This window comes from Flavobacterium cryoconiti, from assembly GCF_048158645.1.
In the GTDB taxonomy this organism is placed as follows: Bacteria; Bacteroidota; Bacteroidia; order Flavobacteriales; family Flavobacteriaceae; genus Flavobacterium; species Flavobacterium cryoconiti.
Genome location: NZ_JBLNKW010000001.1, coordinates 314,049 through 328,688 on the forward strand (window position 1 = coordinate 314,049; position 14,640 = coordinate 328,688).

A 14,640-nucleotide genomic window follows, 5' to 3' on the forward strand; every position below is an offset into this window, starting at 1 on the left:
TTAATATGCTTTTTCTTCGCCTTTGAAAATGTTAACTATTGTTTGAGAAATTATTTTTAAATCTAATATAAGAGACCAATTTTCAATGTAAAAAACATCAAATTTTATTCTATTAATCATATCATCATCTGTTTCTATTTCACCACGAAAACCACTCACTTGAGCTAATCCAGTAATTCCTGGTTTAACAGAGTGACGTACCATATATTTCTTAACCTTATTTCCATAAATTTTATTTTGTGCCCAAAGATGAGGCCGCGGACCTACAACTGACATTTCACCAAGTAGAACATTTATAAATTGAGGCATTTCGTCTAAACTTGTTTTTCTCATAAATTTACCTATTCTGGTAACACGAGGATCATTTTTTGATGCTTCTTTTTCGGTTGTTTTATTGATTCTCATAGAACGAAGTTTATAGCAATAAAATTCATTTTCATCAATTCCGGGTCTTCCTTGTTTAAAAAAAACGGGGCCTGAAGATTCTAATTTTATCAAAATAGCTAATAAAGGAATCAACCAAGATAAAAGAAATACAATGATTATAATGGAGAAAACGATATCAAATGTCCTTTTAAATACTTTAGTCGCCGGATCATGCAGAATTGTTTTTTTTAAAGACAGTACTGGGAAAAATTCGTAATAATCTATTTTTAATTTTTTTGAAAAAATTTCTTTAGTATCCGGAATGAATTTTATTGTTTTATTATTTTCATCGGCAAAATCTATTAAATCTTTCAAATGCTCGTTGGAGATTTCGTTCAATGAACAATAAATTTCATCAACAAAATTTTCAATCACGAAAGGTTTCAAATCTGCCAATTTTCCTTTAATATTTTGATTTGATTTCTTATCTGAAAAATACCCTAAAAAACGATACCCATAATCATTTCTTGTTTCGAAAAGATCTTTTAATCGAATTGCTTCGGGTGTATATCCAATAATCACCGCGCTTCGGTAATTACTTCCTGTTATTATTCTGTATTCCTTTAAATAATAAAACAGTAGGAATTTTGAAACAGTAATCAATCCTATAACTGATGAAATAAAAAGGGCAATCACTGTTCCGCTAAAAACAACTTGTTTAGAAAACGGAAAAAAAGCAATGATTATTAAAAGAAATAAAATCCCCTGTTTGACGATTTTCGAAATAATTTCAATTGGTTTTGTAAAGCGATAAACATCATAAAACTTGATAGAAAAAGCAGCTGCAATCCATCCAATTGTTTGATAAATAAGATAATGCTCAATATTTAAATTGAGGTCTTCGAGAAAGAACAAGCCTAGTATTGAAATAACTATTAGATCAATTGAAACACTAATAGGCCGTATGTATTTTGAATATCTTCCTATTTGTGATGCCGTCATAATTAGTGAATGTATTCTAACTATTAATTTAAAGATAAATTCAAAAATGCTATCCTTTCGCTATTTAATATAACCCGAAAAATCCTTGTGTTCTTCTTTAGAAAGTTCTTCTTTGGACAATGATTTAAAATAGTCGTAAGTGATTTTCATTCCTTCGGCACGATTTACCTTTGCTTCCCAACCTAACAATTTTCTTGCTTTTGTAATATCAGGCTGTCGTTGCAATGGATCATTTATTGGCAAAGGAAAATAAACCACTTTCTGATTGGTTCCTGTCAGTTTTATGATTTCTTCGGCAAAATCTTTAATGGTGATTTCATCCGGATTACCAATATTTACCGGTAAAACATAATCAGAATGCAATAATCTAAAAATACCTTCCACCTGATCATCAACATAACAAAAAGAACGCGTTTGCATTCCGTCTCCAAAAATAGTTAAGTCTTCACCACGAAGCGCCTGACCTATAAATGCTGGAATAACTCTACCGTCATTGAGTCTCATTCTTGGACCGTACGTATTGAAAATTCGAACGATTCTGGTTTCTACACCATGAAAAGTATGGTACGCCATTGTTATTGATTCCTGAAAACGTTTCGCTTCATCATAAACACCCCTTGGTCCTATGGTGTTTACATTTCCGTAATATTCTTCAGTTTGTGGGTGGACCAATGGATCGCCATAAACTTCAGAAGTGGATGCAATAAGAATTCTGGCATTTTTTACTCGTGCCAAACCTAAAAGGTTGTGCGTCCCAAGAGAGCCTACTTTTAATGTTTGTATCGGAATTTTCAAATAATCGATTGGACTTGCCGGTGAAGCAAAATGCAAAATATAATCTAATTGACCCGGAACGTGAACAAATTTGGTAATATCATGATGATAAAATTCGAAATTTTCAAGTTTGAACAAATGTTCTATATTTTTTAAATCTCCAGTAATGAGATTATCCATTCCAATGACAAAATAGCCTTCTTTAATAAAACGGTCACAAAGATGTGATCCTAAAAATCCAGCGGCTCCAGTGATAAGTATTCTTTTCATATAGATTTTTAAAGTTTGGATATTATGAAAATAATTTATTAAAAAGTAAATAGATTACTTCAAATAACGCAATGCTCTTTGTCGTCATAAAGAGGATTCTGTCAAAAATAAACTTATCATTAGGATTGTGAAAGAAATATCAGCAAAATCTTTTTTTCATAACCATTCCTTTTCAATTATTGACGAAGCAATTCAAATTATTCCATTTTTTCTAAAACAAATACATTGTTGAAATAAGCTGTTTTATCAATTGGCAATAATAGACTAAACAGAACTCCAAAAAAGTTAAAAAACAAGATAAAAGGAATCAGGAAAACCTGTCTTACGTTTTTATTATTAGGGAGTATATTCTTTATGTAATTTAAATTAAATTGAAAAATAACTTCAATATAATTTCCTGTTTTAAAATTCTCAACCACCTTAAAACCATTTTTTTGATACAAATGTTGTAAAGCTGGTGTAGTATATCTTGCAAAATCATAGGGCATTTCGTGCTCTTCCCACATAAAAGGAGTCGTAATTAGTGCCGTTCCATTTTTCTTTAAAACTCTATTAAATTCCTTTAATAATTCGTCGATATTAAAAACATGTTCTAAAACTTCGGTGCACAAAAGAGAATCAAATCGTTCATTTTCAAATGGAATTTTTTTACCATCATAAAACTCATCTACTTCATTATAATTTTGTTTCCTTCCTTTAATCTTATAATCTACACCAATATATTCCTTTACGTTTACAAATAGTTTTTTATACGGTTTAGTCCCACAACCAAAATCCAACAAAGAGCCATCAAGTTTATCCGCATTATTTTTTATAGCGCTTCGAATTGATTTTCGGATCAGAAAATTATAATTAATGAAAAACCCAATAATCCCAGGATGAAATTTTTCTTTCTTAATCTTTTGTTTGATGTACTCTTTATACATTAAAATTCTTTTTTTCAATATTAATTCAAATAAATAGATTCCAGTTCAGAAATATTTCTTTTGATGTTGTATTTTTCAGAATACGAATTGAAAGCATTTTTTGACAATTTATCCAATAATTCTTTATCGATTAATAACTTTAAAATTTTACTTTTAAAACCCTTTATATCTTCATTATCAACAACAAATCCATTATAATTATCAATAATCAAATCTTTATTTCCATCACAATTACTAACCACGCAAGCTTTAGATAATGCTAAACTTTCAAGAATAGAATAAGGCATTCCTTCATATCTGGAAGTTGAAAGATAAAACTTAGATTGATTAATTATATGAAAAACATCGGTTCTTTCAGTCCAATTTAAAAGCGTTACATCATTGCTCATGTCTAACTCCTGAATCAAATTTTTAACCGATTCTAACTGACCTGATACTGGACCAACTCCCATTACGATTAAATGAATTTTAGCTTCTTTATTAACTTCATACAAAACCCGTATCATTAGCTCAATATTTTTTTGATACGATGGACGCCCAACGGTACAAATATAATCTTCAGGCCAATTTTTAGGGATAGTCAAAGGATGTATTTTAGTTATTGGATCAATACAATTGTTGAAAACTATCGTATTTTCTGCTTTATAACCAACCTCTTCTATAGCTCGCTTTTTTTCGGATTGTGATGTGGCTAAAAGCAAACTGTTTCCATTGGCAAGAAACTTTTCAATACTCAAAAAAAGGTTTCTTTTCAAACCGTTTTGCGTACTTAAATAGGAGAAAGCGTGTGGCGTATAAATTACTTTTATTCCTAATAATCTTCCCGAAATTCGGCCTATAATTCCACCTTTAGCACTGTGTGCGTGTATTAGATTTGGCTTTTCTTTTTTTAGAATTTTATAGGTCTGAACAAGTGATTTAATATCATTGATTATTGAAATATCTCTAAAAATAGAAACTTTATATTCTTTTACTTTATTCCCATTTTTATCAAAAAAAGGTTTAATTGTGTCTTGGACTCCATGAATAACTATGTTTTCGAACGAATCAGTATTCATATTTTCTAAAACAAGTCTCAAATACACATCGACTCCGCCTATGGAATGTAATAAATGAACTATCTTTTTTTTTGCCATTTTTATGATGTAAAAGAATAATAATCATTAGTTATTCCTTGCGCAATTATTATTAAAAACTCAAATGTATCACAAATTTAATAATTACAAAGTATTGATTTAAATTATCTCTTTAGGATCTATTTAAAAAAAATCCAATTATATATAACTTCTATTAAGTTTCTTTGATTAGAAAAAATAACGATATTTACTGAAATTTTAATTTCTATTATTTAAAATAAATTCAAATGAAAAAAACGTTTATGATTGCGACTCTAGTTGCTTTATTTTCATTGTCTTGTGGAAACAAGAAAGAGGAAACAACACAACAAGATGCCATTCAAGAGGTTGCGCCTAAAGCGTCTAATGAAGTAAAAGTTGAACTAACTGACTTTGATCGATACGAAGGAAAAATAGTTCACGCCTCAACAGGGCAATGGTATTTAATAAAAGAAGGTGCCCGTTGGAGAACAAATTCAATTCCTGCAACTGATGACTATCTTAAAACACTGCCTGCTGGTCCTGATTATGTAGTTGAAAATGTGCCAATAGAAACACTGAAACAGTTTCCTGAGGTTGGAGAAATATACCCGCATTTAGAATTTAAAAAAGATGTAATTAAAACCGCTAAATAAGCGGTTTTTTTGTGTCATTCTGAAAAATATTATACAACAATCAGCTTACTTTTTTGTTGAAGCCAATAACTCGCAAATATTGAAATCCATAATCCGCTGAAAACAATTCCATCAAAACGAAGAAGGAAATCATCTGTAAGGTTTGAAATGAAAAACAAAAAAAAGAAAGAAATTATAACTGCATTCTTTGTCTTAATTCCTAAATAAGCAATAAATCCAATATAAAATAAGGCTACAATTGGTCCCAATATTCCAAATTTCAATAAATAATCTAAAAATTGATTGTGCGTTGGAAACTCATATTTTGCAAGAAATATTTGATTCGTTTCTTTAAAATACTTTACTAATTCTAACTTCCCGTCAGAAGCTCCCACTCCAAAAGGAAGATTTTTAAGAGACAATTCCCATGCTGATTTCCAGATGGATAATCGGGTTACAAAAGAACTGTAAACAGCTATTTCTGGATGGTCTATTTCATCTAATTTCCCTATTTTGTCCATATTCGAAAAAATCTGGGTCGAATACTTTTCTTTCATATAAGGATTCTTTTGTAGGAACAAAAATAAAACGGAGCCAATCAAAACCAGTGTAATTATCGCTCTTTTGAAGATAACTTTAGAACTATAACTTTTGGAAATTTGGAAATAACCAACCGTCATAAAACCAAACAAAGTAGCTAACAATGCCATTCTGGTATTCACGTACAAAACAAAAAAGAAGGAGAGAATAAAAAGGGTTAAATTCCTAATTTTAATCCATTTATCCTCATTTATATTTGAAGGTTCAAACAAAAAATAAAGATTAGAAAATGCGACAAAAGCCAAATGCATATTGAGCGCTGGTGCATGAATCCCAATACTATCAGAAAACACATAGCCCATTTCCCAAAGATGAATGCCACTGAGGTATTTGAAAAAATGCTCTGGATCCAGTATTATAAAACGCACAAAAAAGAAAATCATAATAAGCGTTGTACCGATACAATAAGCTTTCAAAATTTTAAGAAATTGAACTCGTTGATAATTTCCAATTATAAATAGTGGAAAAAAGAGTAACGAAAGACTTTTCTCCAATGATTTTAAACCAAGCGAATAAGAATCATTATTTCCAAAAAATAACATTTCCATCAAAAATGGAGCTGCTATTACTAACATAATTGGTAGTTGGCTTTTTGAAATCTTTATTTTTTTTACAAACAATAAATTGAAAACAACAAAAACTATCAAAAAAATAGTGCATAGTTTTCTGAAAATTAAAGTGATAGCAATTAAAAATAAAAATAAATTAAATACTTTGTCGAATGTCTTTTCTGAAATTTTCATAGTACAATGCAAAATATATTAAAGGAAAAAGGCCTATTTTATGTCGGATCGAAGTGCCTAAATCGGGTTCAAATATCCCTTGAACAATAAAATAAGCAAATAAAATTAATAAAGTCCACAACTCAAATTGATATTGCTTTCTGTTTTTTAAACATCTGGAAAACCGAACAAATAAAATATAAAAAATCAATAATTGCCAGATTACAAAAGCGAGTACTTGAGGAGATAAAATGTGCTTTATTGCCTCAACTACAGGTGCGTTTACAGCCATAAAACCATAGACAATACCAAATGCCTCGCCATACCAAGTATCTTGTGAAATTGGCGATACTATTGCCGTATTTATATTGTTTCTATTTATATTATTAATCACATAATTTTCTCTTGTTGTTCTTGAAATATACTCACCCTTGATTACACCATGGCTTAATGATAAAAAAATGGCAATCACTATTCCATAAAAAATAGTAGAAAATGTTTTATTCTCAAATTTGATAAACGACACTAAATACATGCCAACCGCAAATATTGGCATCAATAGATAGTAGGGCCTGAAAAACGAAAAACAAGCGATTAAAACCAGTGAAAAAACAATTTTAAATAATGAGTTTCTCTTGGATTGAAATATAAAAGGAATGGTACAAAACAGTAAAAAAGTGATAAATTCCTTAGTGGGCATGGACATGTATATTCCTAAAAGCAGTAGTGCAATATAGACCAAAATATTTTTTACGTTCAACTTATGGAAGTTCGAAGGCACACCTATTTTATATAATATGTAAGTCACTATAGGAAACTGAATCAAAGCAATAAGAAAAAAAGGAAGATGTCGCAAACCTGTAAGTTTATAAAACATAATCACAAACGGGTAACTACCAAACCAGCCTATTTCATGACCTTTGTCAAATATTATGGTTATTGTATCATTAAAATATCTTTCCGGTAAAATATAAGGCGTTAATAAGGCTATGATTAAATTCCCCAAAAACAAACTTATAAACACAACTTTATTTCTTGTAATTTTTGTTTTCATGTAAATAATAGTTCGATTTAAATGGAAATCATAATTTCGTTTTTTTATAAAACAAATTCACCTTTGCATATATACTCATAAATTGAGGTAAGACTGAAAACGGTAAAATTTTATAAAATGTATTTACTTTATTTACTGTAACGTTTCTCCCTGAAGAGATTAAATTTTTCCATGAAGCTAGATCCTTAATAAGTACTTTTTTATTGTTTGAGGAAAGTTTATCAAAATGCATTAATACTACAACATAATAAAAAGACCAATAGTTTTTTATAGCCAATTGCAGTGTCTTTTTGTTGTTTTCAATTTCAATTAATCCGTTTTTTACTGACATGAAAATATCTAAAACAACCTTTTCGTTAATATTAAATACTATTGAACCTGGCCTTAATTGCCTATACATATAAAATGATTTAGGATAAATACAATAGGTCTGCAGATGATTCATCAATTTAGCACACCATTCCATATCTTCTCCAAATTTATTTAAAGTGAAAAATAAATCATTTTCTATTAGTATTGATTTTTTAATTACTTTATCCCAAGCACTTGCGACATATAAATGATGATAAACCATATCTAAAGCATCCTCTTCAAAATTTCCAGAAATGTGTTTTAATTTGTTTTGATTGTATTTACATTCTATTCTATTTGAAGAAAAATACCTGCTTTCTTCATGAATAATAATATCAACATTTGTTTTGTTGATTAAAGCCGCAATATCTTGTAATACATTTTGTCCAACCCAAAAATCATCACTATCAACAAATACTATATATTCACCGTTGGCTTCTAATAGCCCTTGATTTCGAGAAGCAGATAAACCTTCATTTTTTTTATTTATTAATACAACTCTTTCATCATTTTCTTTATACTTTGAACAAATAGCTAATGAGGTGTCTGTTGAACCGTCATTAACCAAAATTAATTCGAAATTAGAAAATGATTGTTCTAAAATACTATCTATACATTGACTCAAATACTCTTCAACATTATAAACAGGTACAATTATACTAAAAAGAATGTTTTTATTTACCTTGTCCATTTAATGCATTATAATTAATAGTTTGTCTTTTTTATAAACAATAAATGCGGTGATAATATTCCAAAAAAGTAAGCTAGACACAAAAGCAATTGCCGCTCCGGTAAGAGAATATATTGGAATTAATATAAAATTAAGAATAAAATTCAAGAATACCGCTGAAATTAATACCACTTGAAAAATACGTTGTCTTCCAGTCATGTTCAAATAAATAGTTGTTATTCCAAATAAGGAAGCTAATAATTGACCAACCATTAATATTAAAAGTGCTTGTTTGGCTTGTATATAATTAGGTCCAAAGAAATGTAGAATACTTTCAGAATAAAAACAGACTACCACAACAATAGGCAGTGTGATAACAAAAATTATTCTGGAACTTTGTTTCATTGTACTTAAAAGAGCAATCTTATTATTATCTGTAAATTGTTGTGCAATCTTTAAAGAAACCGAAATAAATACAGAGTTATTAATCAAAAATAAAATAGAGACTAACTTCATAGCAATTGAATAATAGGCTACTATTTCGTCTCCTTTAAATTTTTTTAAAAAAACAACATCTAGAGTCATCATCAAAAAAATGGCCAAATTACTTACTGCCATTGGATACGATTTTGACGCAATAAATGAATAGGAAAAAAGACTACTGTCACTTATATTCGAGGAAACAAATCCTTCTTTTTTTAAAATCCAAATAACAATTCCTGTTGTTATAATTGCCAACACTATAAATCCTATCAAAAAAGTATCGATGAGATAGATTTCCTGATGAGAATAAAACAAAACTATAGCTCCAAATATAACTGAAACGTACTTGAATATGTTTCTAAACAATTCCGCCATATATACCCTACCTAAAGCCCTTATTGTCTCAGTATTAAATAGAGTCAAGGAATAAAAGAACAATACGACCACCGCTTTTAAGACTAATCTGTAGGTGTTATTATCATTAAAAAAAAAATGTATAATGCTTTTTCCAAAAAAGAAGAAAAGAATCAATACTACTAAGGACAATATTAAAATAAGCGAAATAATTCTCTGATATATTGCCTTTAATTTTTCCGTTTCATTTGTACTTTTTAAAATACCTGTAAAATATAAAATGGACTGATCTGTGCCCAAAATACATATACTGCTTAAAACCAAAAGGATTTTTTGTATAAAGTCAAATTGACCAATGATTCTTGGGTCGTAATTATGCGTCAAAAACAAGGAAAATCCAAAAAGAGTAACTACCCCTATAATTCTTAAAAACATCGTTTTTAAACTCTGTAAAACAAATGGATTTTTTTTTATTTTATTGAAACCCATATTGATTTTTTTCAAAATTTTAGGAAATTGTATTGGTTGATTAATTAAATTTCTGTTCGATTCTGTTTCGTTTTAAAACAGGGTTAAAAATAATTATATCAATTTTGATTTTTTAATTTGGCTTTTATAATAAGCCCTAAATAAATGTATTAAAATAAATAAAAACAGAAACAAAACAGGTAAAACCAATTTTAACTTTCCATTGACTGAGTTCGTGTTTTCAATATTTAATGTTGAACTGTTATCCTTTATAATTTTATTTAATCCAACTAATTCTACTCTATGATTTCCTTGTTCATTAATCAAAACCTCTTTAGTTTTAATAACATCATTTAGTTGCGTATTTTCATTATAATAAACCAGTTTATCACTTTTTTGAGCGCCATTTACCATGTTAGAAAATCCATTTAAAACACTATTTATCTGTGAAATAATAGTGTCATTTTGAATCATCTTTATTTGGACATTATTTACCGTTTCCTTTTGGATTTTTTTATAATAATCCGTTTCGTTTAGATATTTTAAAATAGGCTCAACCGTTTCAATATCGTTTGTTGTCTTATTGGTTTTGAAAGTAATGGTATGTAAGGGATAATTTTTACTGGTCAAATTATCTTCCAGGATTTTTTTTATGTCTCCGCCTTCCGCCATCAACTTGATTAATTCAAAGTTTTCGGTTTTATTTTCAATAAATTTATAAACATCCGTTATAGGTTTGATCTCAATTTTTAGAATTTCTTTAGGCTTTTTTATCCCTACAACTTCTTTAAGAAAAACGGTATCCCTTTCTTTTATTTTAGATTCAAGTAAATTAATTTTAGAATATAAATAATCCGTGCTTCCAAAATTTGGGGTAACTATAATTTGATGATCATAGGTTTTTTGTGTTTCGTCTAAGAACATTCCCAGACCGATTCCAACGAGTATCAAAATTGAAATCACAACCACTTTTTTTACAAAAAACTGAATGCATTTGAATATCAAAGTATTAATTCCTTCAAAAAAACTTTTTATTTTTTTAGAAATTTGTGTTAAATCAATCTCCTGATCCTCTTGATTATTGGGTTCGTTTTTATTCATGCTATTCTTTTATTTTACGTTGAAAATTTGTTCCAATATTTTAATGGTAATCAAATACGTTGGTTTTACACCTGTTGTTCCCAGTCCGCCAGAAGCCAAGGTACTTCCTGTTTCCAATGGATTATCCGAAGCGTAATACGCATATCTCACTTTGATATCCAAAGGGACGCTTTTTCTGATTTTCGATGCAGATTGAATGGCTTTTTGATAATAAGAACCTTCCATTTCCAATCCAATTACACCCCAAGTCGATTCATGAAAGAACTTTAATAAATCCCTGTTTTGCAATGATGTTCCCAATACAGTAACCATTGGTCCTGCAAAAACTGCGATATCATTGCCTTCAAACATCTCAGCCGACAATTCATTATGGAAAAAATAATTATCTGCAGTTCCCTCATTGATGTGCGCATTCGGAATCATAATATCTCCTTTTCCGCCTTCTAAAATTCCCGCTTTCCCCATGATGGAAACCGATTCCACATTCAATAAGGTCTCTTTTTTATACGGTTTCAATAATTCGTCAATCGTTTCATACGCTTGCTCGCCAAAAGCATAATCCATCACGATTATAACCGGTTTTTTAGCTCCTGTATTTGCTTTTGGAAATGAGGTTTTAGCCCAGTCAATTTTAGCTGTGTCAAAAATTTGCACGTCAATATTGGTTCCTGAAGTATCCGGTAGCGAAATCATTCCGTATTTTAAGGCTGATTCTTCTACTAAATTCCGAACTTCATTGGCACCAGACTTACTCAATTCTTCATAAATAAAGAAATCCGATTTGTCTTTGAACTTTGTTTTTAAAACTGGCGTAGCAAAAATAGAGTTCATTACACTATGCATATTGGCACTAATCACATGGATTGGACGGTCTAAAAGCTGATTCTCTTTCAAAACTTCCTTAATGTTCGTTGCCCAAATTTCGCCATGAATATGATGTCCCAATCGTTCTCTTAAAATTGGACTGAATGTTATGGTTCTTTTATTATTGTCAACCACTTCCTCAATCGCTAATTTCCCCAGCCAGAAGATTACATGCAAGAAACGATCTGGCGAAGTTACCGACCCAAAGGCATCATATATCTCTAAAACTTCCTCAAATGTTCTTCCTAAAATATTTGAAGCATGCGAAATTGCTTTCTCTTTTTCTACAAGAGTCAGTTTTTTATTTTGGGAAACTGCCTGTTCCAGTTTGAACCAATCCCGCGAAACTTCGCCTGCATCATCCAGTAAAACCCTGTTTCTTATTTTATGGGATTCGATGAAAATGAACGTTAAATGCGTCAAAATATCATAAATATCCGAACGTCCACGCGTAATCTCCACATTCATTTGTTCCTCATCAATTCGATAACAATTGCGGCGCCTTTTTGGTGGAACAATCGCTTGAAAATGGGATTTAGAATACCCTTCATCCGAAGTTAAATTGATAAATCTACATTCTTCAATTCCTACCGGCAAACGCTCAATAACGTATAAAAGACCATTCAATTCCACTTTTTCTTCGGCAATGTTACCGTAAATTTCTGGTCGCAAAGCCAGTAAAGCTTCCCTCAAAGTATCTCCTGAAATTCCCATTGGTTTATAAAATCCTCTATTGAATAAATGACGCATCGTGATGTACATTTTTTCAATGGCTGCAGATGATTCCTGTGCTCTGGAACGTGATATATGTTTAGTATCTTTCATTTATTCTATTTTCTAAAACTCAAATGTAACCCTTTTATTTTTTGTTTAATAAATCCACAATGGCTCTGTCATTAGAAAGTCTGGGGATTTTATTTTGTCCGCCCAGCTTGCCTATCGATTTCATATATTCCTGAAACCCGTTTTTGACCACTTTTGTAATCACAACTTTTCGCAATACGCGCCCCACAATCAAATCGTCATAATATACGTTTTGCTTTCTCATGGCATTGTCTATCGCTTCCGCAAAAGTGTCGCTGTCTTCCGGTTCGTTTTCAAATTCAATGAACCATTCGTGATACGGTAACCCTTCCGTTGGTGTGATTTGTGGTGCTACAGTAAATTCATTTATTCGAATAGTAGTTCCAATTATCGCTTCCTGCAACGCACTTTCTACTTCTTTCCCGATGACATGTTCTCCAAAAGCGGAAATATAATGCTTGATTCTTCCCGAAACGATAACGCGATACGGTTTTAATGAAGTAAACTGAACGGTATCACCAATATTATAACCCCAAAGTCCTGCATTAGTAGAAATAATCAACACATAATTTATGCCTAATTCAACTTCACCAATGGTATAACGTCTTGGTTTTTCAGTATAAAACTCGTCACTTTTTATAAATTCATAGAAAATTCCAGAGTTCAACAACAATAACATACCTCTTTCTTTCTGGGAATCCTGGTATGCAAAAAAACCTTCCGAGGCTGGAAATAATTCGATGCTGTCTACTTTTCGACCAATTAAATTTTCGAATTTAGCCCGATACGGTTCGTAATTTACCCCTCCGTAAATAAACACATTGAAGTTTTTGAAGATTTCTCCTACTGGCTTACCTCCTTTTTGTTGCAGTTTCTCAAAATACATTTGCACCCAAGAAGGAATTCCTGAAATTACCGTCATGTTTTCGTTGAATGTCTCTGTGACAATCGCATTTACTTTGGTTTCCCAATCTTCAATACAATTGGTTTCCCAAGATGGCATTCGGTTTTTTTGCAGGTATTTTGGAACAAAATGAGCTACAATTCCGGATAACCTTCCTAATTTTATTCCGTACTTTTCTTCCAGAATTGGACTTCCTTGCAGGAAAATCATTTTCCCATCAATAAAATCAGCTTTTCCCGTTTCATGAATATAATGCAGGATCGCATTTCGCGCCGCTTCGATATGAAAAGGCATGGATTCCTTGGTCAACGGAATGTATTTAGCGCCGGATGTTGTTCCGGATGTTTTGGCAAAATACAACGGCTTCCCTTTCCAGAGAATATTTTCGGCGCCTTTTACCACTTTATCGACATAGGATTTCAACGCTTCATAATCCCGAACCGGAACCTGATTAGCAAAATCAGCACTTGATTTTATAGTATCAAAATGATGATCGAGTCCAAATTGAGTTTCCTTAGCTTCTTTAATTAAGTGTTCTAAAACTTTGTTTTGGGTTTCCACAGGATTATTCGCCCAAGCTTGAGTTTTTTTATAAATTTTAAGTGCAAATAGTTTTGCAGCAACTGATTTTATTGACATTTTTTGGATTTATTCTTTATTAAAGATAAAAGATAGGTGAATTTTTACTTTGATTTTTTAGAAATCGTTTCTTTTTCTTCTTTCGCGACTTGTTCCCTTAATTCCATTTCCTTTTTTGAAGCAGCTAAATTTACCGGAGAGGAAACTTCTTCAGTTGCCGCAAGGATGGAATCTTTGTTGAATTTTGCATATTCCAATTGTCCTGTTAATACTTTTTGAATGGATTTAATATAAGCTTCATTTTTCTTTAAAGCAAACGACAAAGAATCTGCTTTTAAAGCCAATTGGGTGGCATCTTTTTTAAGTTTTGAAGAAGAATATCCCGGAATAAATTCACGTAAAGGCGTAAAGGCAATAATAAAAGTGGTAACTGTGATAATAATAATGGTACTCAAAGTGACAAATACAAAAACATTCATCAAAGTAAGTTTTAAAGAAAATGTTTCTTCAAAAGTATCTTCGTTTAAAATTATTAAACGTCTTTTATTGAATAAATTTTCCTTGAGTTTTTTTCTTTTTTGTCTTTTTCCGGACATACAATTTGATTATTGAACAAATA

The 14,640-nt window shown here is 30.6% G+C and carries 13 protein-coding genes; 1 reads left to right on the forward strand and 12 read right to left on the reverse strand.

Annotated elements, in window-relative coordinates; genetic code table 11:
* From ACM55H_RS01285 to ACM55H_RS01300, 4 genes are all read right to left on the reverse strand, one after another.
* Entirely contained in the window at positions 1 to 1,368 is a 1,368-nt protein-coding gene (locus ACM55H_RS01285; RefSeq protein ID WP_416834780.1) for an undecaprenyl-phosphate glucose phosphotransferase, read from the reverse strand.
* Positions 1,369 to 1,428: 60 nt separating this feature from the next.
* Positions 1,429 to 2,412, reverse strand: coding sequence for a UDP-glucuronic acid decarboxylase family protein (locus ACM55H_RS01290; RefSeq protein ID WP_416834781.1), 984 nt, complete (start codon positions 2,410 to 2,412; stop codon positions 1,429 to 1,431).
* 197 nt (positions 2,413 to 2,609) lie between these two features.
* On the reverse strand, positions 2,610 to 3,338 hold the full coding sequence (locus ACM55H_RS01295) for a class I SAM-dependent methyltransferase (protein ID WP_416834782.1): 729 nt from the start codon (positions 3,336 to 3,338) through the stop codon (positions 2,610 to 2,612).
* Between the two features lie 20 nt (positions 3,339 to 3,358).
* Entirely contained in the window at positions 3,359 to 4,474 is a 1,116-nt protein-coding gene (locus ACM55H_RS01300; protein ID WP_416834783.1) for a glycosyltransferase, read from the reverse strand.
* Positions 4,475 to 4,701: 227 nt separating this feature from the next.
* Here ACM55H_RS01300 and ACM55H_RS01305 point away from each other — a divergent pair, with 227 nt between their 5' ends.
* The gene (locus tag ACM55H_RS01305; RefSeq protein ID WP_416834784.1) at positions 4,702 to 5,088 is read left to right on the forward strand and encodes a hypothetical protein; all 387 of its coding nucleotides are present in this window, start codon (positions 4,702 to 4,704) and stop codon (positions 5,086 to 5,088) included.
* A gap of 29 nt (positions 5,089 to 5,117) precedes the next feature.
* Here ACM55H_RS01305 and ACM55H_RS01310 read toward each other — a convergent pair whose 3' ends face one another.
* The 8 genes from ACM55H_RS01310 to ACM55H_RS01345 form a co-directional block, all read right to left on the reverse strand.
* The gene (locus ACM55H_RS01310) at positions 5,118 to 6,242 is read right to left on the reverse strand and encodes an O-antigen ligase family protein (RefSeq protein WP_416834785.1); all 1,125 of its coding nucleotides are present in this window, start codon (positions 6,240 to 6,242) and stop codon (positions 5,118 to 5,120) included.
* Between the two features lie 130 nt (positions 6,243 to 6,372).
* Positions 6,373 to 7,443 carry a hypothetical protein gene (locus ACM55H_RS01315; RefSeq protein ID WP_416834786.1) on the reverse strand — a complete coding sequence of 357 codons (1,071 nt, stop codon included), beginning with the start codon at positions 7,441 to 7,443 and terminating at the stop codon, positions 6,373 to 6,375.
* A gap of 28 nt (positions 7,444 to 7,471) precedes the next feature.
* Positions 7,472 to 8,485 (reverse strand): glycosyltransferase family 2 protein, encoded by a 1,014-nt coding sequence (locus ACM55H_RS01320; protein WP_416834787.1) that lies wholly within the window; start codon positions 8,483 to 8,485, stop codon positions 7,472 to 7,474.
* Positions 8,486 to 9,805, reverse strand: coding sequence for an MATE family efflux transporter (locus ACM55H_RS01325; RefSeq protein WP_416834788.1), 1,320 nt, complete (start codon positions 9,803 to 9,805; stop codon positions 8,486 to 8,488).
* A gap of 78 nt (positions 9,806 to 9,883) precedes the next feature.
* Positions 9,884 to 10,870, reverse strand: a complete 987-nt coding sequence (locus ACM55H_RS01330; protein ID WP_416834789.1) for a hypothetical protein — start codon at positions 10,868 to 10,870, stop codon at positions 9,884 to 9,886.
* Between the two features lie 9 nt (positions 10,871 to 10,879).
* Positions 10,880 to 12,559 (reverse strand): DUF6909 family protein, encoded by a 1,680-nt coding sequence (locus ACM55H_RS01335; protein WP_416834790.1) that lies wholly within the window; start codon positions 12,557 to 12,559, stop codon positions 10,880 to 10,882.
* A 34-nt stretch (positions 12,560 to 12,593) separates the two neighbouring features.
* On the reverse strand, positions 12,594 to 14,081 hold the full coding sequence (locus ACM55H_RS01340; RefSeq protein ID WP_416834791.1) for a GH3 family acyl-acid amido synthetase: 1,488 nt from the start codon (positions 14,079 to 14,081) through the stop codon (positions 12,594 to 12,596).
* Between the two features lie 44 nt (positions 14,082 to 14,125).
* A complete protein-coding gene (locus ACM55H_RS01345) occupies positions 14,126 to 14,617 on the reverse strand; it encodes a peptidase (RefSeq protein WP_416834792.1) in 492 nt (163 codons plus the stop codon).
* Positions 14,618 to 14,640: the final 23 nt, after the last annotated feature.